General features: G+C 51.9%; 28 protein-coding genes and 1 pseudogene. 12 read left to right on the top strand and 17 right to left on the bottom strand.

Features of this window, described 5'->3' with window-relative positions; all coding sequences use genetic code 11:
- Window positions 1-3: 3 nt before the first annotated feature.
- From TK_RS04555 to TK_RS04540, 4 genes are read right to left on the bottom strand one after another with little or no spacing between them, the layout of a single operon-like run.
- The gene (locus TK_RS04555) at window positions 4-414 is read right to left on the bottom strand and encodes a putative toxin-antitoxin system toxin component, PIN family (RefSeq protein WP_232500617.1); all 411 of its coding nucleotides are present in this window, start codon (window positions 412-414) and stop codon (window positions 4-6) included.
- Window positions 411-629: a hypothetical protein gene (locus TK_RS04550; RefSeq protein ID WP_011249874.1), complete on the bottom strand. Its 219-nt coding sequence runs from the start codon at window positions 627-629 to the stop codon at window positions 411-413. The genes TK_RS04555 and TK_RS04550 overlap by 4 nt, the downstream gene beginning before the upstream one ends.
- A complete protein-coding gene (locus tag TK_RS04545; protein WP_011249873.1) occupies window positions 629-865 on the bottom strand; it encodes a DUF2283 domain-containing protein in 237 nt (78 codons plus the stop codon). The genes TK_RS04550 and TK_RS04545 overlap by 1 nt, the downstream gene beginning before the upstream one ends.
- Window positions 866-876: 11 nt before the next feature.
- The gene (locus tag TK_RS04540) at window positions 877-2382 is read right to left on the bottom strand and encodes a phenylalanine--tRNA ligase subunit alpha (RefSeq protein WP_011249872.1); all 1506 of its coding nucleotides are present in this window, start codon (window positions 2380-2382) and stop codon (window positions 877-879) included.
- A gap of 197 nt (window positions 2383-2579) precedes the next feature.
- Here TK_RS04540 and TK_RS04535 point away from each other — a divergent pair, with 197 nt between their 5' ends.
- Window positions 2580-2786, top strand: coding sequence for a hypothetical protein (locus TK_RS04535; protein ID WP_143598678.1), 207 nt, complete (start codon window positions 2580-2582; stop codon window positions 2784-2786).
- Between the two features lie 187 nt (window positions 2787-2973).
- On the opposite strand, the gene TK_RS04530 is transcribed toward TK_RS04535, so the two are convergent.
- The 3 genes from TK_RS04530 to tdh all read right to left on the bottom strand — a co-directional run bounded on the left by TK_RS04530 (window position 2974) and on the right by tdh (window position 4819).
- Complete coding sequence (locus TK_RS04530; RefSeq protein ID WP_232500616.1) at window positions 2974-3450, bottom strand: DUF3368 domain-containing protein; 477 nt, start codon at window positions 3448-3450, stop codon at window positions 2974-2976.
- Complete coding sequence (locus tag TK_RS04525) at window positions 3443-3691, bottom strand: UPF0175 family protein (RefSeq protein ID WP_011249868.1); 249 nt, start codon at window positions 3689-3691, stop codon at window positions 3443-3445. The genes TK_RS04530 and TK_RS04525 overlap by 8 nt, the downstream gene beginning before the upstream one ends.
- A 75-nt stretch (window positions 3692-3766) precedes the next feature.
- Window positions 3767-4819, bottom strand: a complete 1053-nt coding sequence (tdh, locus tag TK_RS04520) for an L-threonine 3-dehydrogenase (protein WP_011249867.1) — start codon at window positions 4817-4819, stop codon at window positions 3767-3769.
- Window positions 4820-5002: 183 nt separating this feature from the next.
- Between tdh and TK_RS04515 the strand changes: the two genes are divergently transcribed.
- Together TK_RS04515 and hmgA are read left to right on the top strand one after the other, a co-directional pair.
- Window positions 5003-5749 (top strand): MinD/ParA family ATP-binding protein, encoded by a 747-nt coding sequence (locus TK_RS04515; protein WP_011249866.1) that lies wholly within the window; start codon window positions 5003-5005, stop codon window positions 5747-5749.
- Window positions 5750-5764: 15 nt separating this feature from the next.
- Window positions 5765-6991, top strand: coding sequence for a hydroxymethylglutaryl-CoA reductase (NADPH) (gene hmgA, locus TK_RS04510; RefSeq protein WP_011249865.1), 1227 nt, complete (start codon window positions 5765-5767; stop codon window positions 6989-6991).
- Between the two features lie 84 nt (window positions 6992-7075).
- On the opposite strand, the gene TK_RS04505 is transcribed toward hmgA, so the two are convergent.
- From TK_RS04505 to gatD, 6 genes are all read right to left on the bottom strand, one after another.
- Window positions 7076-7588 (bottom strand): hypothetical protein, encoded by a 513-nt coding sequence (locus TK_RS04505; protein ID WP_048053692.1) that lies wholly within the window; start codon window positions 7586-7588, stop codon window positions 7076-7078.
- Window positions 7589-7756: 168 nt separating this feature from the next.
- Window positions 7757-8257, bottom strand: a complete 501-nt coding sequence (locus tag TK_RS04500; protein ID WP_011249863.1) for a hypothetical protein — start codon at window positions 8255-8257, stop codon at window positions 7757-7759.
- 43 nt (window positions 8258-8300) lie between these two features.
- Window positions 8301-10190: a Glu-tRNA(Gln) amidotransferase subunit GatE gene (gatE, locus tag TK_RS04495; protein WP_011249862.1), complete on the bottom strand. Its 1890-nt coding sequence runs from the start codon at window positions 10188-10190 to the stop codon at window positions 8301-8303.
- Window positions 10187-10660, bottom strand: coding sequence for a type II toxin-antitoxin system VapC family toxin (locus tag TK_RS04490; protein WP_048053691.1), 474 nt, complete (start codon window positions 10658-10660; stop codon window positions 10187-10189). The genes gatE and TK_RS04490 overlap by 4 nt, the downstream gene beginning before the upstream one ends.
- Window positions 10626-10832, bottom strand: a complete 207-nt coding sequence (locus TK_RS04485) for an antitoxin family protein (RefSeq protein ID WP_011249860.1) — start codon at window positions 10830-10832, stop codon at window positions 10626-10628. The genes TK_RS04490 and TK_RS04485 overlap by 35 nt, the downstream gene beginning before the upstream one ends.
- On the bottom strand, window positions 10832-12154 hold the full coding sequence (gene gatD / locus TK_RS04480; protein WP_011249859.1) for a Glu-tRNA(Gln) amidotransferase subunit GatD: 1323 nt from the start codon (window positions 12152-12154) through the stop codon (window positions 10832-10834). Before gatD ends, TK_RS04485 begins: the two co-directional genes overlap by 1 nt.
- Window positions 12155-12242: 88 nt before the next feature.
- Between gatD and TK_RS04475 the strand changes: the two genes are divergently transcribed.
- From TK_RS04475 to TK_RS04465, 3 genes are read left to right on the top strand one after another with little or no spacing between them, the layout of a single operon-like run.
- Complete coding sequence (locus TK_RS04475) at window positions 12243-12863, top strand: haloacid dehalogenase (protein WP_011249858.1); 621 nt, start codon at window positions 12243-12245, stop codon at window positions 12861-12863.
- Window positions 12856-13449: an endonuclease V gene (locus tag TK_RS04470; RefSeq protein WP_011249857.1), complete on the top strand. Its 594-nt coding sequence runs from the start codon at window positions 12856-12858 to the stop codon at window positions 13447-13449. The genes TK_RS04475 and TK_RS04470 overlap by 8 nt, the downstream gene beginning before the upstream one ends.
- Window positions 13439-13984 carry a hypothetical protein gene (locus TK_RS04465; protein ID WP_143598676.1) on the top strand — a complete coding sequence of 182 codons (546 nt, stop codon included), beginning with the start codon at window positions 13439-13441 and terminating at the stop codon, window positions 13982-13984. The genes TK_RS04470 and TK_RS04465 overlap by 11 nt, the downstream gene beginning before the upstream one ends.
- A gap of 48 nt (window positions 13985-14032) precedes the next feature.
- On the opposite strand, the gene TK_RS04460 is transcribed toward TK_RS04465, so the two are convergent.
- Window positions 14033-14326, bottom strand: a complete 294-nt coding sequence (locus tag TK_RS04460; protein ID WP_011249855.1) for a transcriptional regulator — start codon at window positions 14324-14326, stop codon at window positions 14033-14035.
- Between the two features lie 44 nt (window positions 14327-14370).
- On the opposite strand from TK_RS04460, the gene TK_RS04455 reads away from it, so the two are divergent.
- The 5 genes and pseudogenes from TK_RS04455 (at window position 14371) to rsmA (ending at window position 17913) form a co-directional block, all read left to right on the top strand.
- A complete protein-coding gene (locus TK_RS04455; RefSeq protein ID WP_011249854.1) occupies window positions 14371-15552 on the top strand; it encodes a tRNA pseudouridine(54/55) synthase Pus10 in 1182 nt (393 codons plus the stop codon).
- Window positions 15553-15721: 169 nt separating this feature from the next.
- Window positions 15722-16018 (top strand): 50S ribosomal protein L21e, encoded by a 297-nt coding sequence (locus tag TK_RS04450; RefSeq protein ID WP_011249853.1) that lies wholly within the window; start codon window positions 15722-15724, stop codon window positions 16016-16018.
- Window positions 16019-16020: 2 nt separating this feature from the next.
- Window positions 16021-16390, top strand: a pseudogene (locus tag TK_RS04445) (RNA polymerase Rpb4 family protein).
- Between the two features lie 66 nt (window positions 16391-16456).
- Window positions 16457-17077, top strand: a complete 621-nt coding sequence (locus TK_RS04440; RefSeq protein WP_011249851.1) for a DUF655 domain-containing protein — start codon at window positions 16457-16459, stop codon at window positions 17075-17077.
- Window positions 17074-17913, top strand: coding sequence for a 16S rRNA (adenine(1518)-N(6)/adenine(1519)-N(6))-dimethyltransferase RsmA (gene rsmA, locus TK_RS04435; RefSeq protein ID WP_011249850.1), 840 nt, complete (start codon window positions 17074-17076; stop codon window positions 17911-17913). Before TK_RS04440 ends, rsmA begins: the two co-directional genes overlap by 4 nt.
- Here the strand turns inward: rsmA and TK_RS04430 are convergent.
- On the bottom strand, window positions 17885-18391 hold the full coding sequence (locus TK_RS04430; RefSeq protein WP_011249849.1) for a hypothetical protein: 507 nt from the start codon (window positions 18389-18391) through the stop codon (window positions 17885-17887). The two genes, rsmA and TK_RS04430, sit on opposite strands and share 29 nt — an antisense overlap.
- Before the next feature lie 60 nt (window positions 18392-18451).
- On the opposite strand from TK_RS04430, the gene TK_RS04425 reads away from it, so the two are divergent.
- A complete protein-coding gene (locus TK_RS04425; RefSeq protein WP_011249848.1) occupies window positions 18452-20197 on the top strand; it encodes a radical SAM protein in 1746 nt (581 codons plus the stop codon).
- On the opposite strand, the gene TK_RS04420 is transcribed toward TK_RS04425, so the two are convergent.
- Both TK_RS04420 and TK_RS04415 read right to left on the bottom strand, forming a co-directional pair.
- Entirely contained in the window at window positions 20187-20966 is a 780-nt protein-coding gene (locus tag TK_RS04420) for a hypothetical protein (protein WP_011249847.1), read from the bottom strand. The genes TK_RS04425 and TK_RS04420 overlap by 11 nt on opposite strands.
- A gap of 52 nt (window positions 20967-21018) precedes the next feature.
- Window positions 21019-22857 (bottom strand): S-layer protein, encoded by a 1839-nt coding sequence (locus TK_RS04415; protein ID WP_011249846.1) that lies wholly within the window; start codon window positions 22855-22857, stop codon window positions 21019-21021.
- Window positions 22858-22938: the final 81 nt, after the last annotated feature.

Below are 22938 nucleotides of genomic sequence, written 5' to 3'. Positions count from 1 at the left end.
GCATCACCTCAACACATCGTTCAGGGGAATTGCCTCATACTCGCCAGCGTGGGCGAGCAAATCCTTATCGTTGGTTATTATCGGAAGCCTTAGCGAGAGTGCGAGTGCAACGAAGGGAGTATCCTTTTCGTCAAACTCCCTGCATATTCGGTAGGCCTCATTTATAAAACCGCGGTACTCGGAAAGCGGATGAGAGATAATCCTCCCCAGGAGCTCTTCCCTGAAGTGGGCTAACTCGGGCTCAGTTATTCCTCTTTTTCTGGCTTTTTCCTCAATAATGGTCCAGTATCTTTTAAGCTCCCTTAGCATATAATCCGGGGCGTGGAGTGGTATTTCGGTCGTAAGTAGGAACTCTCTCAGCTTCGAGTTTTTGGGAATGAGGGCTGAGATTATGACGTTGGTATCCACGATCACTCCAGCCCTAATTCTTTCTTGAACTCCTGCCAAGCCTCATCCCTCGCTTTCTCTATTGCCTCAATGTCCTTCTCGTCTATCCCGAGCCTCCGCGCGATGTCCTCGATGAACTCTATCCTCGCCCTCTCGGCCTCAATCGCCCGCTTAACTTGGAGCTCCACAAATTCCTTTCTCACACCTTCCGGAATCTGAACAACGATTTTGGGCACGGCCATCACCCCTGGCTTTCAACGGCCTTTCCTTCTTCTTTAACCCTTTCAATGAACTTGAGGAACTCTGGGAGAACGAGCTCTCTCGCGCGCCATATCTCTATACCCACGACCTCACCGTTCTCGTCGAGGTCCATAACAACGTCTCCTTTCATGTCAGCGTCCACGGGCTTCTTTGGTGAGAGCTGGATGTACAGGATGTCAACGTTTGGGTCGTACTTCACAATTATCTCCTCACTCATAACTCAATCCCTCACCACACCAGCCTCGCTTCCCTCAACCAGCGCAGGTCGTAGCTGAAGAGGTAACGGATGTCGTCTATTCCGAGCTTGAACATAGCTAACCTGTCGATACCTATTCCCCATGCTATAACTGGAACGTCTATGCCTAGGGCCTTCGTCATCTCCTCCCTGAATATTCCAGCGCCTCCGAACTCTACCCAGCCGAGCTCAGGGTGGTAGGCGCTCATCTGGACGCTCGGCTCGGTGAACGGATAATAGTCCGGCAGAAACTTGACCTTCTTCGCCCCGGCTATTTCAACGGCGAAGCGCTTGAGTATTCCAAGCAGGTGCCTGAAGTTGAGGTCTTCCCCAACTACGAAGCCGTCTATCTGGTTGAACTCGATAAGGTGAGTTCTGTCGAGGACATCGGGTCTGAAAACGCGCTGTATTGTGAAGTACTTGCCCGGTATCTCAACGCCCTTCGCGAGCTGTCTGGCGTCGAGTGCAGTTCCATGGGCACGAGGCATAAGGAGCATCGCCCTCTCCGGCGACCAGACGTAGCCCCACCCCCTTGAGCCAGTATCGCCGCCGTGCTCGTGAGCGGCTTTAACCCTTGCGACAAGCTCCTCGTCCGGCAGGGAGCCGACCTTCGGGTACTTGAGCTGGTAGGTGTCTGTCCACTCCCTCGCCGGGTGGTTCTGCGGCTGGAAGAGCGCGTCGAAGTTCCAGAACTGGGTCTCTATGAGGCTGTCAACGGTCATCTCGATGAATCCCATCTCTATGAGCCTTCTCCTTATCTTGTCGAGGAAGGCCCTGTAGGGCTGCTTCTTGCCCGGGTAAATTCTCCTCACCGGAGCCTTTATGTCGAACTTCCTGAACTCCACTTCCCTCCACTTGCCGGACTTTATGAGTTCAGGTGTGAGAACTGAGACCTCTTTCTTGAGCTCAAGCCCCTTCTTAACGAGCTCCTCTCCCTTCTCGGTTATCTCGGCTACTCTCTCGGTGATGACGTCTTCTTCGCCGATCTTCCTCCTCTTGAGTTCGTTAACGGGTACGAGCTTTTCGATTTCCTTAACCGGAACTTCGCCCCTCTCGGCGAGGAGCTTTAAGGCTTTATCAATGGGTCTCTCCGAAGCTTCTCTTCCCTTCTCGGTTATCTCGAGGACTAGCTTCCCATCTTCTTTCCTCACGTTTGCCCAGCCTTCCCTCCTGAGAAGGCCAACGATGGGCTTCAGCTCGTCCTCGCTGAGAACGTCTTTGAGGTCGTCAAGTGTTGCCTTTCCCTTCTCGCGGAGAACCTTCAAAGCCCTCCACTCCGGAAGGCCGATTTGAGCGTACTTCATTCCGGTCTCGGTGAGTTTGACAACCCTTTCGCTCCTCTCGTGGAGCTTCGCAAGTCCCTTTGCCTGAAGGCCGAGAAGGGCGCGCATCACTGCGACCTGTTCGAGACCGCTCTCTTTAACGAGCTCTTCAACCTTCGCCCTCTTGAGCTCCGCGAGCTTAATGAGTGTGAGCTTTTCCGGGTAGCTTAACTCCATACTGCCACCTCCCCGTGTGAGTGAGAGGGAGAACTTAAGAGAATTGCGGTTGAAGAAGTGTCGGAAAACCCGCCAAGTTGGTCCCTCTTCTTCTGCTCTTCAGGATTATACCCCCGGTAGTGAGGGAAATGGCCGTTGGTATCTATGACTATCCTCAACAGAATGGTAAGACTTAGTATTACCTAACCTTATGTTCGTTGATACTTGGATTTATGCTTCTCTGGATATTATCTGACACTGGAGTCGGATTGCTTTTCGGAGGACCTTTAATCTCGGGAGCCATAAAGAGCTATCAAGAGTTAGAAGAAGCCGAATACCTAGTAACACACTACAAGGGAGAGGGTGCTATCAAGAATGCAATGGAAATGGCAAAGGACGCCCGCAATTACTCGATAAAGTCATGATACTTGGTGGGATAGCGTTCATTATTACATGGATGATCGGACCGATATCAACTATCTTGGCCTGACTCGGCAACCTCGCCAACTTCATAATGATATTCATCGCCCACAGCCGCTACAAGGAGCCGAGGAAGGCTCTTCTCCTTCTCAAAGTTACAGAGGAGGGAAACGCCGAGATAGCCGTTAAACTCTAAAGCTCTCCCGTCTCTTTCAAAATTCTTTCATAAAACTCCTCACTTAACCAGAATCCGGTGGCTTTCAGCCTTTCGAGTTCTTCCCTCAGGCTCTTTATCTTTCCAAGGAGTTTCGCCTTGAGAAGAATACCTATGGTTCCAACAACCTTAAGCCCTAAGGCCCTCGCAACTTCCCGTCCATCGTAGTCGTCGATCAGAATCAGCTCAGCGTTCCTTTCGATGGCAAGAACTATCGCCTCGCTCTCCCCCTCATCCAGTTCAAGCATTAAGGCGCGCTTCAGCTTCTCGTCCGATATCTTCTCGACTTTGATCCACTTGGCGTTTTTAATAGCTAAGGCGTCTTCTGAGTTCCCTCCTTCAAGGACGCACTCTCTATAAACGGCCTCAGGAATAATTATCTCTCCAAAGAACTCCCGAAGAAGTTCGAGCCTGTCTATCTTTGCTAGGTGGATTAAGGGCGTTGAGTCACTCACCACGGGCAAAGGCCAGATCCTCCTCAAGCTCCTTCTCAGTGTAGTGCCTTGGAACCTTTCTCTTGGCCAGTTCCTCAAGGAACTCCCTCTTTGTCATTCCAGCGAGCTTGGCGGCTTTTCCAAGCGGGAGAATGCCCCTTTGGTAGAGAATAACAGCAAGGTCAACTCTCAGTTCCCTCTCAACTTCTCCACGCGGGAGCTTCATGGCAGTGATTATGTCGTCAGGGATTACTATCTCCATACTCTCACCGTGGGAAGTTGGTATCTCAGTATTTAAACCCTTTCTGAAAAATTGGAAAGAAGAATATCAAGCCACTCATCCCTTGTGAGGGAAGAAGACGACCTTTCCGGTCTTTCCAGCGCGCATAAGCTCAAAGGCTTCCTCGAACTTGTCGAAGCCCTTGTACTTGTGGGTGATTATCGGATCGAGGTTCAGCTTGCCGCTCTGGATGAGGCTTGAGACGGTGTACCAGGTTTCCCAGAGGTGCCTTCCGGTTATGCCGTGGACTTCAAGGGCCTTGAAGATTATGAGGTTGTTGAAGTCTATCGTGACCTCTCTCGGGAAGAGGCCGAGAAGTGAGACGCGTCCTCCGGGTGTTACTGCCTTGAGGCCCTGCTCAAGGGCTTTAGGTGCACCACTGAACTCAAGGAAAACTTCAACGCCCGCTCCGTCGGTTATGTCCATAACGAACTTGACTGGGTCTTCCTCGAAGGGGTTAACGACGTAGTCAGCACCGACCTTCTTGGCGAGCTTCCTTCTGAACTCACTCGGCTCGCTAACGATGACTGGATAAGCCCCGCTTGCCTTGGCAACTGCTATGCCGAGAAGACCGAGCGGTCCAGCACCGGTTATGAGGGTGCTCCTCCCAGCAATCGGGCCTGCAAGAACGGTATCGACGGCGTTTCCGAGCGGCTCCTGAAGGGCTGCGTACTCTGGCGGCATGTCCTTCGGGTTCTTCCAGGCGTTCTTGGCCGGAACTATCGCGTAGTGGGCGAAGACACCGTCCATATCAACTCCGAATATCTTGGTGTTCTGGCAGACGTGATAGCGGTTGTGCTTGCACGCGTAGCACTTGCCACAGACGATATGAGTTTCAACGCTGATGTAATCTCCAACCTGGAGATCCTCAACGCCGGGACCGACCTCGACGACCTCTCCAGCCACTTCGTGGCCCATTATCTGGGGCGGCTTTATCCTGCTCTGCGCCCATTCGTTCCACTCGTAGATATGGAGGTCTGTACCGCAGATGCTCGTTGCGAGAACCTTAATGAGGACTTCTCCTGGCCCAGGCTTTGGAACGTCAACTTCTACAAGTTCGGCGCCGTACGCCGGCTTAGTCTTCATAATAGCCTGCATTTTCTCGGCCATAGTGATCATCTCCTTAACCTTACAATCACAGTCTAAACAGCTTGGGATATAAACCTTTTGTGTTCATGCGTTCAAGGTTATTCTTCAGGGGACATATGTGTGTAAAATTCCGAGGATTATCCAGAGAGAAAATCGGAAACCTTATATCCCCCAAACTGCACACTAATGGCTAGAGGGATAGAGATGGCAGTGATCGTCGTGACAGGACGAGGTGGGGCTGGAAAAACAACGACAACGGCAAACCTAAGTTCACACCTCGCCATGAAAGAGTACCGTGTTCTGGCGATTGACGGAGACCTTTATTTACCAAACTTGGGTTTCCATTTTGGCCTGGATGCTGTGAAGTACTCCGTGCACACCCTTATGAAGAATCCTGATATAGACCCGGAATGGGCAATATACAAGCACAGAGAGACCGGCGTATATGTAATGCCCGGAAGCACCCAGCTTCAGGATGTTTTGGGAATATCTCCAAGGAAGCTCGTGGATGTTATAGACAAAGTCCGTTACAAGTTTGGAGTGGTCTTCGTGGACTCCCCAACGGGGGTGCCCTTTGATACGCTCCCGACTTTTCAGCTGGCCAATTACCAGATCATAGTGGTGGAAATAGAGCGTTCTCCGATATACTCCTTCGAAGTCATGGTCAAAAATGAGATTGAAAAGCTCAAGGCGTTGGGAGAGAGGTACAACCTCAACATTGGGGTAGTTCTCAACAAAGTCCGTGAAAGTGAGGATGTGGTCGATGAGATTATAAACGCCATTGAAACTGACCTCGATGTTCCCGTGTTGGGGTGGGTACCTTTTGATCCCAATGTTCCCGCATCTGTAAACGCTGGTATTCCGATAGTTAAATACATGCCAAACAGTGATGCGGCAATAGCCTTTAGGGAGATTGGTGATGTTCTTGAGGAATGGATTTTTGGCGAATAACTTGGGGGTGTTGAAATGAACTTTGAAGAGCTTGTTGAGAAGGTAGCAAGCGGTGAAATTAAGCTCCACCAGGTCGAGAAGTACACGAACGGCGATAAAAAGCTCGCGACTGAAATAAGAAGAAAAGCCCTTGAGAAAAAGCTCGGAATAAAGCTTGAGAACATCGGGCACTACTCAATAGATCCCAACCAGGTCATAGGAAAGAACATTGAGAACATGATCGGCGTCGTCCAGATACCCATGGGCGTTGCTGGGCCGCTTAAAATCAACGGCGAGTACGCGAAAGGAGAGTTTTACATTCCTCTCGCCACAACTGAGGGCGCACTCGTTGCGAGCGTGAACCGCGGCTGTTCTGCCTTGACCGCTGCGGGAGGCGTTAAGACAACCCTAATAGACGACAAGATGACGCGCGCGCCACTCCTCAAGTGTCCCGACGCGAGGAGGGCTAGAGAAGTTGCTGAGTGGGTGAAGAACAACCTTGACTACCTCCAGGAGAAGGCGGTCTCAAAGGTCACCAGGCACGGGAAGCTGAGGGGTGTTAGGCCATTCATCGTGGGCAACAACCTCTATTTACGCTTTGAGTTCGAGACCGGCGATGCAATGGGAATGAACATGGTCACGATAGCGAGCGAGGAGATAATGAAGGTCATCGAGGAGGAATTCCCCGACGTGAAGTATCTTGCACTCTCCGGCAACCTCTGCGTTGACAAGAAGCCCAACGCGATGAACTTCATCAACGGGAGGGGCAAGACCGTCATTGCCGAGGCCGTGATTCCTCGGAAGATCGTCGAGGAGAAGCTGAAGACAACGCCTGAACTCATAGCCGAGGTGAACTACCGCAAGAACCTCGTTGGTTCAGCGCAGGCCGGCTCGTACGGTTTCAACGCCCACTTCGGAAACATCGTCGGCGCGATATTCCTTGCTACCGGGCAGGACGAGGCCCAGATAACAGAAGGATCACACGGCATAACTCTCGCCGAAGTAACGCCAGAGGGCGACCTCTACATCAGCATCACCATGCCGAGCCTTGAGATTGGGACAGTTGGCGGAGGTACAAGAGTCCCCACGCAGAGGGAGGCTCTCTCGATTATGGGCGTTGCCGGAGGTGGAGACCCACCGGGAACGAACGCCAAGAAGTTCGCGGAGATAGTCGCTGGAGCAGTTCTCGCTGGCGAGCTTTCCCTGCTGGCGGCGATAGCGGCGAAGCACCTAGCAAAGGCCCATAAGGAGCTTGGACGTTAGGTTTTCTCTTCTTGGTTTGTCTTTGCCCTCACAATTTTAACTATTTTAACGCTCTTCTTTTCAAAGGGATCGTGGGAGAGTACCTCAATGCCTCTGAAGTAGAGGAGCGCGAAGGGGGTAGTCAATTGCAAGATATATCAGAAGAGTGAGAGCAAGAAGGAGGATGGACTGGAGAAAGTAGTTCTTAGTGTTAAGGAGGGATGAAAAAAGGAGACTGCCCAGGAAGCTTATTGCGAAGTTTATCCCAGAACGATGTCTGTATCTCTTTCCGCGGATTCTCTTCTTCCCGATCACCCTGAGAAGGACTTGAAGGGCTTCCCTGCTATTCACATTGAAGAAGAGGGTAAACTCAGGTTCAAGTTCCCCACCGGGCTTAATCGGGGTCTGGAGGGAGGCCAGGTAAAACATCCTGCTCAGTCCATCGATTAGTTCGATTATTTCAATTGTTTTTCCCGAGTAGAGCCTGTCCGAATAGGAGGCGAGAGTTTCGGGGTCGGGTTCAAGGAGCCCCACGAACTCAACTCCAGCCGTTTTGAAAATCGCCTCAAGCTCTGAGGCACAGGTTGAAAGAACATTACACCTAATCTGCGCGTACATCACGTATTTTTTGGGCTTCCACCGGGGAAGGCCTATACGAGATTTTTTTCTCTGACTCCATCAAGTCGAATACTACTCTGGATTTTAAAAGCGTTGTGTTCCAGATGAAAAAGCTAAACCTAAAAACTTCTCAGTGGAGGCTTAAACGGGGATGATGAGCAGTTTCCCTCACTCCGATCTGTGACGAGGAGCCGATGCTCTGACCCTCTTCTTCTGGTATCCCTTCAAGATACCACCAAAAACGCTGAGGAAAACGCCGATGAAGAGGAGCAGGTTGTTTATCTCGGAGAGTGCGTGATAGTAGTAGCCGACGTAGAACAGAACGGCTATTCCCACCAGAACCAAAGCACCTCCCAGGACAGATTTTCTTGAATCCCCGCCAACTATATCTTCAGCGACCTTTCCCAGACCTTTCTCTCTCTGAACCAGGAACTCGTAGGCTTCTCTGCACGGGAGTCCATCGGTCTTACCAGGAACCACGTAAACAACTGAATAATCGCCTGAATTAGCCTTCAGAACGGTTATTACCTCTGAAGTCTGAGCGACCTGAAGGAGAGCATCAGTGAGGGTCTGGGTATCAGGCTCGAAAAGTTTGAGGTAGCCCTTTATGTCGAGACCTCGTGGCTGGTCGTCCGTTATGCAGTAAAAGACAATGAATCTGGCTTTCATTTTCACTCACAAAAGAGGATAGGAGAAAAAGGACTTAAAAACCTCAGCCCGCTATTTCCTGGATTTTCTTTCTGACGAGGGAGCTGACAAGCTTTCCATCGGCCCTTCCGCGGAGCTTCGCCATTGCCCTTCCCATTATCATGCCCATTGCCCCCATGCCCTTGGCCTTGATCACCTCGATGTTCTGCTGGATAACCTCATCAATGATTTTCTCGACCTCTTCCTCGCTGAGGAGCGTCAGTCCCTTCTCTTCAGCCACCTGCTTTGCAGTCTTCTCCGGGTGGAGTGCCAGCTCCTTGAATATCTCCTCAAAGGCCTCCTTCGCTATCTTCCCTTCGAGGTAGAGCTGGAAGGCTTCCATGATGTGCCCGTCGGTAATGTTTTCGACCGGGACTTCCTTCTTGAGGCCCTTAAGGACGACGACGAGTATTGAAGCCGCCAGGGAGGGTTTAACTCCCTTCTCCACCAGCTCCTCGAAGAGCTCATCCCTTTCGTCGTTTACAAGGGTCTCGGCTAAGCTCCTGTCTATCTTGTACTCCTTGACGTAGCGCTCTACCCTCTCCTGCGGGAGCTCGGGCAGGTTGGCCCTTATTCTCTCTTTCTCCTCCGGCGGCAGGAATATAGAGGGTATGTCAGTTTCTGGGTACATTCTGGCCTTTCCTGGAAGCGGGCGCATATATTGTGTATTGCCGTCTGGTAAGGCCCTTCTCGTCTCCTCAGGAACGCCTTCGATGGCTTCCCTCGCCCTCTTGATGACTTCGCGGAGCGCGTTCTTGGCTGTCTCTTCCTCGGCCGCGACGAGAACGAACGCGTCCTCCTCTCCGAGACCAAGTTTTTCAATAACCGCATTAACCTCTAATTCTGTAATTCCATAATTAGGTAATTCATCGATGTGGAAGATGCCCCTCACGTACTTCTTGGCCCTGTCGGCCATCTCCGTTCCGAGCCTTCTTCCAGGCTGAATCTCTTTCCCGATTAACCCGCGGAACTTGGGGAGCTTTACAGCTAAGACTTTCCCGCCGCTCTTAATTGCCCTCGCGATTATCTTCGAGCCGGTGTTCTGGAAGATCTCCGTCACGTCGTAGAACTCCTCCTTGATGTCCTCAGGCTTAACACCCCTCCTCTTCAGCTCGTCCCTTATCCTGAGCAGGTTCAGCTGCCTCTCGACTTCCCTCTCTATGATGAGTGGTATCATGTCAAGCTCCTGGACACCCTTTATCTCGACTCTCGCTCCGCCCCTGATCGAGACGTTGAGGTCCTGCCTGATGGTTCCGAGACCGCGCTTGACCTTTCTCGTGGCCCTTAGGGCGTCTCCTATATACTTGGCTACGACCTTAGCCTGCTCAGGGTGGTGTATGTCCGGGGTTGTGCTTATCTCGACCAGCGGGATTCCAAGGCGATCTATGCGGTAGATTACCTCCTTCTCCTTCCTCTCGACGATACGGCAGGCATCCTCCTCAAGGCAGACTGTTGGGATTCCAACGCTCCCCCAGGGGGTATCTACCTTCCCGTTCACGGCAACTATCGCCGTCCTCTGGAAGCCGGAGACGTTGGAACCGTCTATGACGATCTTCCTCATGAAGTGAACCTCATCAACTGGCTTGGCGTTGAGGAGGTAGCCTATCTGGAGTGCAACCTCAAGGGCCTCCCTGTCGGGCCCCCTCGGCGGCTCCTCGTCCATGTAAACGAGGTCGGTAAGCCTGTAGTTGCCCTCGTAGATGTACTTCCTGCCCTTCTTGAACTCTTCCAGAGCAGCAGGGTCAATCTCCCCCAGCTCGCTCATCGTGGGCCTCAATCTTCTTTCAAAGGTGAAGTCAACCTCGTCGCTGAGCTCGCTCGGGACAGGGGAGAATAACTTCTTGGTGTCGAGCTGCCTGTGTATCTCAAGACCGACCTTGAGGCCGAGCTCCTCGTAGTTGAACTTGTCTGTCATCTCAACACCTCCAGGTGAGTTCTCAAAAAGTCATCATCAAGGGTCACAATTTTGGATATTCCATAAACATCACAGACAGCAAGAATCATAGCATCGTTAGGTAGGAGCCTGTACTCCCTTCTGAGCTTTCTGCTCCTTCTGATGACTTCTTCATTCTCCCCCAGGAATTCAAGTAGGCCAGCTTCTGAAAGCTCATAGAGAAGTTCATCAAATTTTTCGACGATCTCATAAAGTTCTGGGTTCTTTTTCAGCTCTTTTTTCAGGGCGTAGACACCTTTCTTCCCAGTTTTTGATGTAAAGTAGTGACCGAGTATCACGAAAGAGACCTCTGAATAGATGGTTGGCGTTATGCATAGGGTGAAATCCTCGCTGACTCTGTCAAGAAGTTCAATGACGTCGCTGTTCCCGCTCAGGACTTCCACCCAGATATTGCTGTCAATCACCACGCGCTCTCTCTTCGATGTACTCATAGTACTCTGCCTCCCAGTCGTACTCGCTCTTCTTCAGGACTCCTGAGTACTTCTTCAAAATCGGGCCGGCTTTTCTTATCACTACCTCTACCTCGATGCCCTCAGGTAGTTCCACCTTTTCAAGAGGCTTGAACACCCCGTTCCGGTAAACGGCCTTAATACCCAATCTCATCACCTCAGGAATGTGTCAAACCTCGTGTAGGGCGTTATCTCGCCGGCGTAGTTGGTCAGCATCATTCTCCTAACTTCTTTGAGATCGTCCGTATGCCCGAGAACCCAGCCAAGCTTGACGTAGGCCGTCTCAGGGAGCATGTCCTCACATGGAATAACGCCAGCCTTTAGGAGCCTCCTTCCAGTTGAGTAGACGTTGAGGTTCACCCTCCCGTAGAGACACTGGCTCGTCATGCATACCGCCACACCGTTCTCAACGGCCCTCTCAATTGCGGGTATCATGTCGTTTGGCGTGTGGCCGAGGCCCGTTCCCTCGATGACGATTCCCTTGTAGCCCCTATCAACAAGGAACTCAAGGAGCTCGCTGGTTACACCTGGATAGATCTTGAGTATCGCGACCTTCTCCTCGAATTTGTCGTCAACCTCTACCTCACCCTCGCCCCTCTTCCTGTAGTCGTCCCTTAGGTACTCGATCTTTCCGTCTGGCCAGACCTTGGCAATAGGAACGTCGTTGATACTCCTGAATGTGTCTCTCCTGCTCGTGTGCATCTTCCTGACCTTGGTTCCACGGTGGGCGAGGCAGTAGGTGTCGCTGGTCTCTCCATGCATGACCACCATAACCTCAGCAGCGTCACTAACTGCCATCCTCGTGGCGCAGATGAGGTTCATCGCCGCATCGCTGCTCGGCCTGTCGGAACTCCTCTGGGAGCCCACGAGAACTACGGGCTTTGTGAGGTTCCTCAGCATGAAGCTGAGTGCAGCTGCAGTATAGCCCATAGTGTCCGTTCCGTGGGCAATGACGACTCCGTCCTCATCGGAGTTGAGAGCCTTCGCGGCCTCGTGGGCGATCTTTTTCCAGTACTCGGGCTTCATGTCCTCGCTCATTATATTGAAAAGGAGCTTTGGCGTTATGTTGGCTATATCGAAGATCTCCGGGACTGCCTTCGCCAGCTCCTCGGCAGTAAAGGCGGCGTGAACCGCGCCGGTCTTGTAGTCTATCCTGCTTGCTATTGTTCCACCCGTTCCTAAAATGGTAACGCTTGGGAGGCCCTCTTTCCTCGGCAGGACTTCCCTGAACTCCATCTTGGGGGCTTCCTTCGCCTTCTCAAGGATTTCGATGCCCTCTATCGCGTCTATCAGGATGCCGATGTTGTAGCCGTTGTCGAGCTTAATTGTGAGTGTCTCTCCTGGAGAAAGCTCGTAGGGCGGCATAACAAGGCCCTCGAAGGTTATCCTCTCGTCTCCTTCCCTCTTGACGACCCTGACGAGGTCCCCCACACCGAGGCCGTGCCTTTCCATGAATTCATCGACCTTTCTCTTCATTCCCATCCCCTGCCAAAGTTTATCAAACACTATAAAACGCTTGTGAATGGACTTTTAAGGAGTTTCGCGTACACAAAGTGGTGGTCATATGGAGCTGAAAGAGATAATTGATGGCATAAGGAGAACCTTAGACGAGGCTGATTCCGCAAGGGAAGAGGCTCTAAGGCTAACGCGAGAGGTTGTCAGGCTGAGCGGCGATGCCGTGAAGGCCATCCACAGAAACGACCTTGAGACTGCAAGGCAGAGGCTCAAAAGTGCCCAGCAGCTCGTGGAGATGATCAGGGAGAGTCTCAAGCCTTACCCGATGCTGTACTACTCCGGCTACGTCCAGAGCGCCCACCAGGAATTCGTCGAGGCGACCCTTCTCCTGGCCTACAGGGAAGGAAGGGAGTTCCCATCCCCCTGGGATCTAGGTGTTCCAGAGGCTGACTATCTCCTGGGCCTTGGAGATTTCGTAGGCGAACTGAGAAGGCACTTCCTGCTCCTGCTCATCGATGGCAAGGTTGAGGAAGCTGAAGAAGTTTACCGCTTCATGGAGGAGCTGTACGGCGAGCTTATGACGCTTGAGTACCCCAAAGGCCTCGTAAACATCAGGACGAAGCAGGATCAGGCGCGGCACATTCTGGAGAGAACCCTTGAGGACCTCACGAGGGCCAAGCTGAACAAAAGGCTTGAAGAGAAGCTGAAAGCGGCGGTTGGGGATGAGTGAGGGACTCTTCAAAAAGCTGGAGGAAGTTCAGAGGAAGTTGGCCGAAAGGATAGTTGAAAGGCCGCTGGAAGTCTCGAAGATTAAAACCGTAGGGGCAGTTGACGTCTCTTATCGAGATGAAAGAGCAAGAGCTGCCTTCGTCCTCTGCTCTTTTCCAGACTGCGAACTGCTGAAACAAAGGGTTGTTGAAGTTGATGTGAGCTTTCCGTACATCCCAACTTTCTTTTTCCTCCGGGAGACAAGGCCGGTTCTCATTGCCCTCGGGAAGGAGAGACCAGACGTACTCCTCGTGGAAGGACACGGGAGGGCCCATCCAAGGGGATATGGGTTGGCCTCGCACATCGGCCTTGTTCTGGGAATTCCGACGATTGGAATTTCAAAGCGGTTGTTGAGGGGCACTCCAGAGGGTTCATGGGTGAAGGTGGGTAAGGCCTACGTCAGTGTTGGACACCTCATTGACCTGCCCTCGGCGGTTGAAGTAGTTAAGACTTTAAACAAAAATGGCTATCCGCTACCGCTGAGAATTGCGGACAGGCTTTCAAGGGGCCATACTAGCTGGAGTGGGGGAGTAAATGATGAACACTAAGAGGGTTCAGAGGTTCATAACGGGCTCAGGAATGGGGACTCTGGTTTCGTTCGTTATCATTGTCACTCAGTATCAAGAATCAGTATCGCCCAGGATATCCCTTACGACCATACTAATCGGGATGATCGTCGTTGGAACTCTTTTTGAGACTAAGGTATCCAAGGACTTCTTGTCGGCTCCGATATCCTACATCTCAGGCATTGGAGCGGTGTTTCTGGTAGCGGCCTTGAGCTATTGGAATAAGGATATTCCCGGAAGCGCCCTTCTCCTGGTTGTGGCGGTTTCATCACTCCCGACATACTTTTTCCGACCATTATCACTTCTGGATGCTTTTATTTCGGGTCCAGAGTACTTCGGTGGTGCAATAACAGGACTCGCCATTGTTGGCGCAATGGGTCTCATTACAGCTGAGAACGCATTTGGCATAACTTTTGTTGCAATAACAGGTGCGCTCGTTGTGGAAGGAATTTCAGTTTTCCTCGCCATAATATCCCGCGAGTTTACTGGGAGGAAAAAGCAGGAAAAGATACGGTAATAATCGTGGACTGCATTCCACAGAAAAGCCTAACTTGGAAGACAGGCCTTACTTGCTCTCTATTTTAAACCTCGGCTCTTCTATCCACTCGGACTTACAGCGTGGGCACCTGGAGGGGACTTTTATCTCGGGCTTGAAGACGAAGCCGCAGTTTCTGCACTCTGCAGGCTTTATCAGAAGAACTTTCCCATCTCTCTTGAGAATTTTCTGGATCGCCTTCAGGTCTTCGAGGATTATCTTCACTGATCCCTTCCCGTGGAGATCAAGCGCTCTCGCCAGCTCGCTGGGGGAGTAATCCCGCTCCTCCAAAAGGCTTATTATCCTCTCCCTCCGAGTCGGCATGGGGGTAGTTTGAAGCTGGAAATAAAAAGCTTTAGGGTGGGAGCATGATAGTCGAGAAGGCCAGTGAAGTGCTTGAGAGGTATCAGCTCTGCGACCACTGCCTCGGCAGGCTCTTCGCAAAGCTCGGAAAAGGCACGAACGAGGAGAGGGGAAAGGCGATAAGGTTCGTTCTCAACATGGAGCGGGCTAAAGATGGTCTCCCACCGGTGGAAGAGCCCAAGGAATGTGAGCTGTGCAACAATGTTTTTGATAGAATCCCTGAGCTTGTCGAGAATATGAAGGAAGCAGCGAAAGATGTTGAGTTTGAGACTTTTCTCGTCGGCTCGAGGTTTCCTGATGAGGTCAAGGAGAAAGAGAAGGCGATCTGGGATGAGTTCGGAATAGAAACCGCCGAGCCGATAAACCGCGAGTTCAACCGCGAGCTTGGAAAGGCCTTTGGGAGGGCAACCGGAAAGGACACGTCAAAAAGTCCTGACGTTGTCTTCATAGTCGAGCCTTACTCCGGCAAAATTGAGCTCCAGATAAACCCCCTCTACATATACGGTCGTTATAGAAAGCTCCTTCGTGGAATACCCCAGACACCGCACCCGGACTTCGAAGAGAGCGTCGCATCAATAATCTGTCGCCCGTTTTCAAGGGCAACCGGAGGGAAGTGCGTCTTTAAAGGGGCCGGAAGAGAGGACGTTGACGTTAGGATGCTCGGCAACGGAAGGCCCTTCATCCTGGAGATAAAGCGCCCGAAGAGGAGAAATATTAACCTTGAAGAGATAGCGAGGGAGATCAACGCAAGCGGAAAGGTTGAAGTGCTGAACCTAAGGTTCACCACCCCAGACGAAGCTGAGAGAGTCCTCTCGACACCGCACAGGAAGGAGTACCTTGCCCTTGTGCTTGTGAAGGAAGGTGTTACTCCCGAAGAAGCTGAGGAAGTTGCCAAAAAGCTCACTGGACTTGAGATTCACCAGAGAACGCCCTGGAGAGTCAGGAAGGCGAGGGCCGACAAAGTGAGGGTGAGGAGAGTCCACTACGCCGAAGCAAGATGGATCGATGATAAACATTTCGAGCTGAGGCTCATTACAGACGGCGGCCTCTACATCAAGGAGCTCATCTCCGGGGACAAAGGAAGGACGAAGCCGAGCGTCAGCGACCTTCTCGGCAAGCCGGCGTGGTGTGAGCGGCTTGATGTTCTAAACGTCCTTGATGAGGAGAGATCTGAGGACTCTTCTTGAGTGGTGAAAAATTTATAAACGCTTCACCAGAGGCAATACTGATTCCCGGGTTGGGTTAGTTGGTAAACTGGTGCGAAAAGAGCGACCCCGGGAAACTCGTGAAAAGACTGGACTCTCCCTGTGGGAGTTGCTGGATTGAGTGATTAAAGACACCTGTGAGGTGATTGAAATGGTTAAGAAGGCGCACAGCTTCAGGAGGAAGACGAGGGGCAAGCTCAGCAAGCACCCGAGGAGAAGGGGCCTTCCCCCGCTTACCAGGTTCCTCCAGGAGTTCGAGGTCGGGCAGAAGGTTCACATCGTCATCGAGCCGAGCTACCACAAGGGCATGCCCGACCCGAGGTTCCACGGAAGGACGGGAACTGTCGTCGGCAAGCGCGGAGACGCCTACATCGTCCAGATAACCGACGGCGGTAAGGTCAAGACCTTCTTCATACACCCCGTCCATCTCAGGCCCCAGAAGGGATGACTATGATAGGCAGGAAGAAGCTCGAGGAGCACTACATTACCATAGCAGAGGCTAAGGAGCTCCTCGAGAGAAGGCATGCCGAAGGCCTTGCCGAAAACCCTGAGGAGCCGATGTTCTACGAGGCCAGGGTTAGCCTTGAGCACGCCGAGCGCTTCGCAAAGCTGAAGCCCGAGCAGGCGAGGGAACTTAAGGAGAAGCTTATGGGCCTCTTCGACTGGATAAACGAAAGAATAGCCGCAAAGCTCGTTGACATCCTACCAGAGGACTACCTCGACATCCGCGTCATCTTCGCGAAGGAGGAGTACATGCCGACTCCCGAGGAGGCCGAGGAGATTATCAAGGTTAGTTGACGAATACCGGCCCCTCGAGTGACTTCTTTTCTTTTCCCTTGAGGAAAGTATAAAAACTGGTAGGTGAATAACTTCTGGGGGAGAGACTATGGATAGGTACAGGAGACACTCCTATAGGGAGAGTGTGGGTAAAAAGAGGCACCACAATGAGTATGAGGAATACGCCTATGTGTTAGACTACCTTCCAGATGGATACATTGACATTGCCAGCGGGAGAAGGACCGGAAAGCCGGTTGCCCAGGTTATTGGTGAGAAGGCCTTTACGCTCCTTGAGGTTACTCCAAAGACTGACCTCATGCTCTACGAGAGGGTCTTTATTGGAAAGGGAAACAGGGATAAAATCCTGCTTATAAACAAGAGGATTTCCTACGATGAGCTTACCGACACTGCTAAGGCCGAGCTTCCGTACGTTGTTGAGGAAATCGTGAAAAACAACGAAGAGAGGTTTGTCCAGTTTTTCAACATGGCACCGCCGATAACCAACAGGCTCCACAGCCTCGAACTCCTGCCTGGAATCGGGAAAAAGCACATGTGGGAGATAATAGAGGAGAGGCAGAGAGAGCCCTTCAAAAGCTTTGAGGATCTGAAGCAGAGGGTTAAGGGGCTTCCCGATCCCGTGAAAATGATAGCAAAGAGGATCGTTGATGAACTCCAGGATAAGGACAGGTACAAGCTGTTTGTCGGCCACAGGAGGCTATTCCGCGTATGAGAGACCGCCTCTTCTCAATTATTTATAAGTACAACCTCCACCCAAACCGAGACCTTGGGCAGAACTTTCTGATAGTTCCCGACATAATAGAGCGCAACATCGAACGGGCAGAAGTGGGAGAGAAAGACACCGTCCTGGAGATCGGACCCGGCCTGGGTGTCCTCACGGACCCGCTCAGTAAAAGGGCCGGGAAAGTGTACGCGATTGAAAAAGACTGCAGGATCGTGGAGATACTGAGAAGGGAATACAACTGGCCAAACGTTGAGATAATAGAGGGGGACGCACTCAAGGTAGAGTGGCCGGAGTTCAACAAGATGGTCTCAAACCTTCCGTACCAGATATCCTCCCCGGTGACGTTTAAACTTCTGAGCCGCGAGTTTGAGCGTGCGGTGTTGATATTCCAGCTTGAGTTTGCCGAGAGAATGGTCGCCAAGCCAGGGGATAAGAACTATTCTCGCCTCTCCCTGATGGTCAGGGCGAAGGCGAGGGCAGAACTCGTTGAGCGTATTGGAAAAGGGGCCTTTTGGCCGAGACCCAAGGTTGATTCTGCTGTCGTTGTGCTTGAGCCAAAGCCTCCAGAGGAGAGGATTGACCTCAATGAAAACCTCGTGAAAGCTCTCTTCCAGCACAGAAGAAGTACTGTTTCCGCGGCCCTGAAAAAGTCTGCCCATATGCTTGGACTCTCGAAGGATAAAGCCAGGGAGCTGAGGCAGGTTTTCTCAAGGGTTCCCCATTCAGAGAGAAGAGTCTTTCAGCTGTCTCCCGAGGACGTCCTTGAGATAGAGGAGTTTTTGAAGAAGGAAGGGGTCATTGAGTCCTATCCAGCATCTCCTTGAGCGTTGAATACCTCCTGCGGGACAGCTCCGATAGGGCGCTGAAAAGCTCCGAGAGCCTCTCATCGGAAGTTTTTGATGCCAGGGATGAATAAATCTCGCGCATCACCCTTTGCGTCTCAAGAAGCGTTTTTATAACGTCCTCAATTCTGCCAGTTTTCAGAGTTCTCTTCAGATCTTTCAAGGATAAGAGGAGTTCTATTGGCTCAACATTGGTGGGAGAAAGCTCAGAAGTTCCAAACCGTTTCTGGTATTCCGCCATCAGCTTCTCGGCCGTCTCAACGCTCAACTCGGCGAGCCGCTCGCAGAGGTTTGAAGCATCATTCCCCCATCTGACTTCTTTCGCATAGTTTGAGAGAGACCTGCAGGTCTCCGCCAGTTTCAGTTCATTCTGTATCCAGTACGACAGAAGTTCTTGAGGGCTTAGTCTCTGAAGGTCTTCAATTGCTTTCTTCAAGTGGTCATAAGTTCGCTCGCCCATACCCCCTCACACTCTTTACAACACCCAAGCTTTTTTAAAACCTCTCTCCGACCCGAGTACATGATAGTCGCTATTATAGACGGCTACACCGACGAACCAGCTGGCTTGGGAGTTCCTCCTTACCTCGGTATATACCCGAGGTATGCCTACGGTGCAATAAAGAAGGCCAGGAAAGATGCGTCGATTTTCTACCTCACAATAGACGACTTGCGTGCCACATTCTTGGGTGAGGGGGGGATAGCGACCCGAAACAAGACGCCGAACTTTCCTAAGACGAAAGGAATCTTAGAAAAAGCCGACATCATAGTTTACATCGGCGGTCTCCACACTCCTGGAAAGTACCTGTCCGCAGTCCCCGGGAGCGTGGAGGAGGTAGCAAGGTTTCTCACTCAGTTCAAAGGAGAGAAAATCCTCGGCGGGCCTGCTTTCATGGGCTCCGCCAGCATGGGGGGCATTAAGATAACCAGCAGAGAACTGCAGCTCGCCCATCAGGTTTTTGACCACGTAGTCTATGGCGACCTTGAGGCATTTCTCTTTGACTACTTGAGCAATCCAAAAGATGCAGACCCGCTTCGCTTCAGGACTTATGCAGAATTAAGGGATTATGCAATTATCGGAGCAGAAGTCGTCAAGCAGTTTCCCGATTATCCTGACTTTGTTATAGTTGAAATTGAAACCCAACGCGGCTGTCCCAAAGCCATGGGAATTGGGGGATGTTCCTTCTGTACCGAGCCTGTCAGGTATCGCAGAGTGGAAGACAGGTCGGTTGAGGACGTCGTTGCAGAGGTTAAAGCCCTCTATACCCTTGGTGTCAGACACTTCCGGGTAGGCAGGCAGAGCTGTATATTCTCCTACATGGCAAAGCCAGATGGCAGGGTCCCTATACCAAACCCCGAGGCAGTTGAGAAGCTCTTCCGCGGAATTCGCTCGGTCGCTCCGAATGTTAAGACGCTCCATGTAGACAACGCCAACCCTGCTGTCATAGCAAACTATCCTGACGAGAGCAGGAGAATAGCGAAGGCCCTGATAGAGTACGGCACTCCCGGGGATGTAGTCGCCTTCGGACTGGAGAGCGCCGACCCAAAGGTTGCAAAGCTCAACAACCTTAACGCCACAGCTGAGGAGACCTACGAGGCGGTCAAACTTCTCAACGAAATTGGGGGAAGAAGAGGCTACAACGGAATGCCATGGCTTCTTCCGGGCATAAACATAATCTTTGGTCTGCCAGGAGAGACCAAAAAGAGCTACGAAATCACGTTCCAGTTCCTGAAAAGACTCCTGGATGATGGTCTGATGGTCAGGCGCATAAACATCCGCCAGGTAGTAGTTTTTCCAGGAACACCTTTGTGGCACATGAGGGATAAAGTGAAGGTTGAGAAGCACAAGAAGCTTATCCAGCACTACCGCTACAAGATAAGGCACGAGATAGACCTACCTATGCTCAGGCGTGTTGTCCCAGTGGGAACTGTTCTAAGGGACGTCCGCGCTGAAGTCTTTGATAACGGCTTAACCTATGGGAGGCAGATTGGGAGTTACCCACTCATAGTCGGGATGCCCAAGCAGGTTCCCCTCAACAAATTCTACGACGTTTTAATCGTTGATCACGGGTTCAGGAGCATAACTGGAATCCCTGTGCCGATAAATGTGAATGAAGAGAGCCCAAGGGTCTTGGAGTACATACCGGGCATAGGAAAGAAGACTGCCGTGAAAATACTGGCAAAACGTCCCTTTAAGACTCCAGAAGAGTTCTTCGAAGTTATTGGAGAGGATAAAAAGAACGTGCTAAAAGACCTAATCACCCTGTAGAGGTCTGGTTGCCCTCCGGCCATTTGAATCCGATTATGTGTTCTATGAGTGCTACTTCAGCGCGGAGGGCACTGTCAGATTTTCCTTCAAGTACTATCAGTCCTTCTCTCGGCACTGTAATTCTGTTCGTGGTAGCTCCTTCGTTGGGCCCCAGTAACACAACTGCCAGGTGTTTTCTGTTTCCAATACGCCCAAGTCCAATGAGGGATTTGGTGAAGAACGTCAGGTACCTAATGTCATGCCTTTTCAGGGTCTCTTCATATGCATAGGCCTTGGCACTGGCGTTGTCCATGCCCTCCTGAAGGCCCTTCCAGTAGTAGTACCTCTTAAACAGAGTTGAAGTCAGGGCGCTTATCTCGGATACTGCGGCAGTTCTCTCGACACAGCTGCCAACGAATTCTTCAGGAGACGATGAACATAGCTTGACGTTTGTGTCGCCGATGATTATGGTAAACTTCTCGTAAGGTGCTCTTAGTGTTACGTTTACGTCCACTTCGGGGATTCCAGTCACGTATCCCGTGACATTTACTGCGTAGCCTTTAGCGCCCGCAGGTAGCTTAAAACCCTGGAGTGTCAGATTAACGTACTCCTTGGGGGTAAGGGAGAGATAACGACCATCGGGCAGTTTGAAAACCAGGTATGTTTTAGCAGGTGCTGACTTGGACGGATGAATTGAACTCTCATAATTTGAATATCCATATCCTAGATAACCTAGAGGAGCAGCAATCAGGATTATAAGAACTAGGGCAGCAAGGAGTCTTCTGGACACATCAACAACCTCCTAGAAATTCTAACTAAAGGAAAGAGAAGAAGAAAGGCCTTCAGTGAAGGCCAGCGAGGTACTCCATAAGAGCCTCGGCGGCTGCCTTGGTGCCGTCCCTGTCAGCACCAGCGACGAGGACGACGCCGTGGCCGCCGATGGTCGGGCAGTTGTCGATGTACTTGACGACACCGGCCTTGAGGTTCTCGTCAGCAGCCCACTCCTCGTAGGTGGTCGGGACGCCGAGCTTGTCGGCAAGGGCGGCGGTGACCTTGTTGACAACCGGACCACCGACGAGGATGAGGTTGCTGTCAACGCTGTCGAGGCCGGCTTCGATGATCTCGTCGTCGAGGACAGTTATCGGGGTGGTTATCTTGCTGACGACGGCGGCCTTGGCCGGGCTGGCGGTGGCCTTTATGTCGTCGATTGTCCAGCCCTCAAGCTCGTCGCCGACGCCGAGCTCCTTGGTGGTGTACTCCGGCTTGAGCGGGTCGATGACAACGTAGGCACTCATGGCGGCGTAGGTCTTGTCGTCTTTAGGGTTCTTCTTCTTCATGATGTCGGCGACGTAGTCAACCTTGTAGGTGTCGAAGAGCTTGACCTCCTTGCCCTCAAGCTCCTCCTTGTTCTGGAGGGCGAACCACTCGAGCTTGCCGTCCTTTATGCCGAGCTTGGCTATCCAGCCGGGCATGAACTCCTTGCCGTCCTCGATGTAGCTGATGTCGGTCTGGACCTCGATGAGGGCGCTGGTGGTTCCACCAATACCAATGAAGGTGTCGAGGAGTTTTATCCTTATGCCTCCGTTGAAGAGGGTTTCGGAGTCCTTTATGTCGGTTCTGTCGTCAGTGTCGAGGGTTACTATCTTGCTTCCGGCCGGGCCTGAGACCTCGAAGAGGGCCTTGACCTTGTTGACGTCGATATCGATGACCTTGATGGTATAGTCGCCGAAGGTTGCTACCTCGTCCTTGTTGACGTACTTCTCTCCCCAGTCGTTACCGTACTCGATGTAGTCATCGCCTATGTCGAGGACCTTGATGGTCTTGCCGAAGAGGGTGATGGTGTCTCCCTTCTCAACGCCCTTAATGACATCGGCCTGGTAGAGGCTGTAGGAGCTGCTCGGCTTAACGTCACTGACGGCGTAGGTCTCTTCAGTGGCACCGAGGACTTTATCCTTGAGGGTCTTCTCGTAGGCGTTCAGGCTGAAGCTCACGTTGGCGACCACGTCGTCAACGATGAGTGTGAAGTCGCTGAACTCGTCTATGTCGGTGGTGTCGACCTCGTCAAAGCCCTTAAGCTCGATCTTGCCTATGGCCACGGTGTAGTGGATGCTGACGTCGGTAGCGTCGTGCCAGTTGCCCTTCGGGTCCTTCCAGTAGTTGTTGTCGTTTCCGTCCTTCCACTCTACGGCGTTGTATACAGTGACTTTTCCGACATCCTCCCATCCCGGGTCGTCCTTGTTAAAGATACCATCGTCCCATGGTGAGTCCTTGAGAGTAACGGTGAACTCGGGATAGTCATCCTTGTCGAAGGCGCCATTCCACCAGCCCTCAACGTCCTTAAGGTCCTCCTTAAGCTTGTAGTTCCCCTTGTAGAGGTTGTCAAAGACCGGGATGTCAGCCGGGTCGTAGGCGACGTCCTTCTTAACAACAACGCTGGCGTCCTTAACCTTAACATCCTCCTCGGTGTAGAGCAGGGTACCAAGGGCAACGGCTATGTCAGCGGCTGAAGCAACATCCTGAGCAGCGGCCTGGCTTCCAATGACGATTTTAACGTTGGGCTCTCCGTTCTTAACGAAGAAGTCCTTCGGGATGTTCGGGACCTCGGTAGCGCTGGCAAAGCCGAGGGTTGCGCCAACCATAGCGGCACCGACTGCGAGTGCCGCGATCTTCTTCACCTTCATTCCACAACACCTCCTTGGGTTGTTGGGGCTTTAGCCCCTACTAAGTGTTGTCATACCTATCTGGCCACTTGGGGTTTAAAT

This window comes from Thermococcus kodakarensis KOD1, assembly GCF_000009965.1.
GTDB lineage: Archaea > Methanobacteriota_B > Thermococci > Thermococcales > Thermococcaceae > Thermococcus > Thermococcus kodakarensis.
The sequence above is the reverse complement of the archived record's forward strand: the minus strand, read 5'-3'. Positions and strand labels throughout refer to the sequence as shown.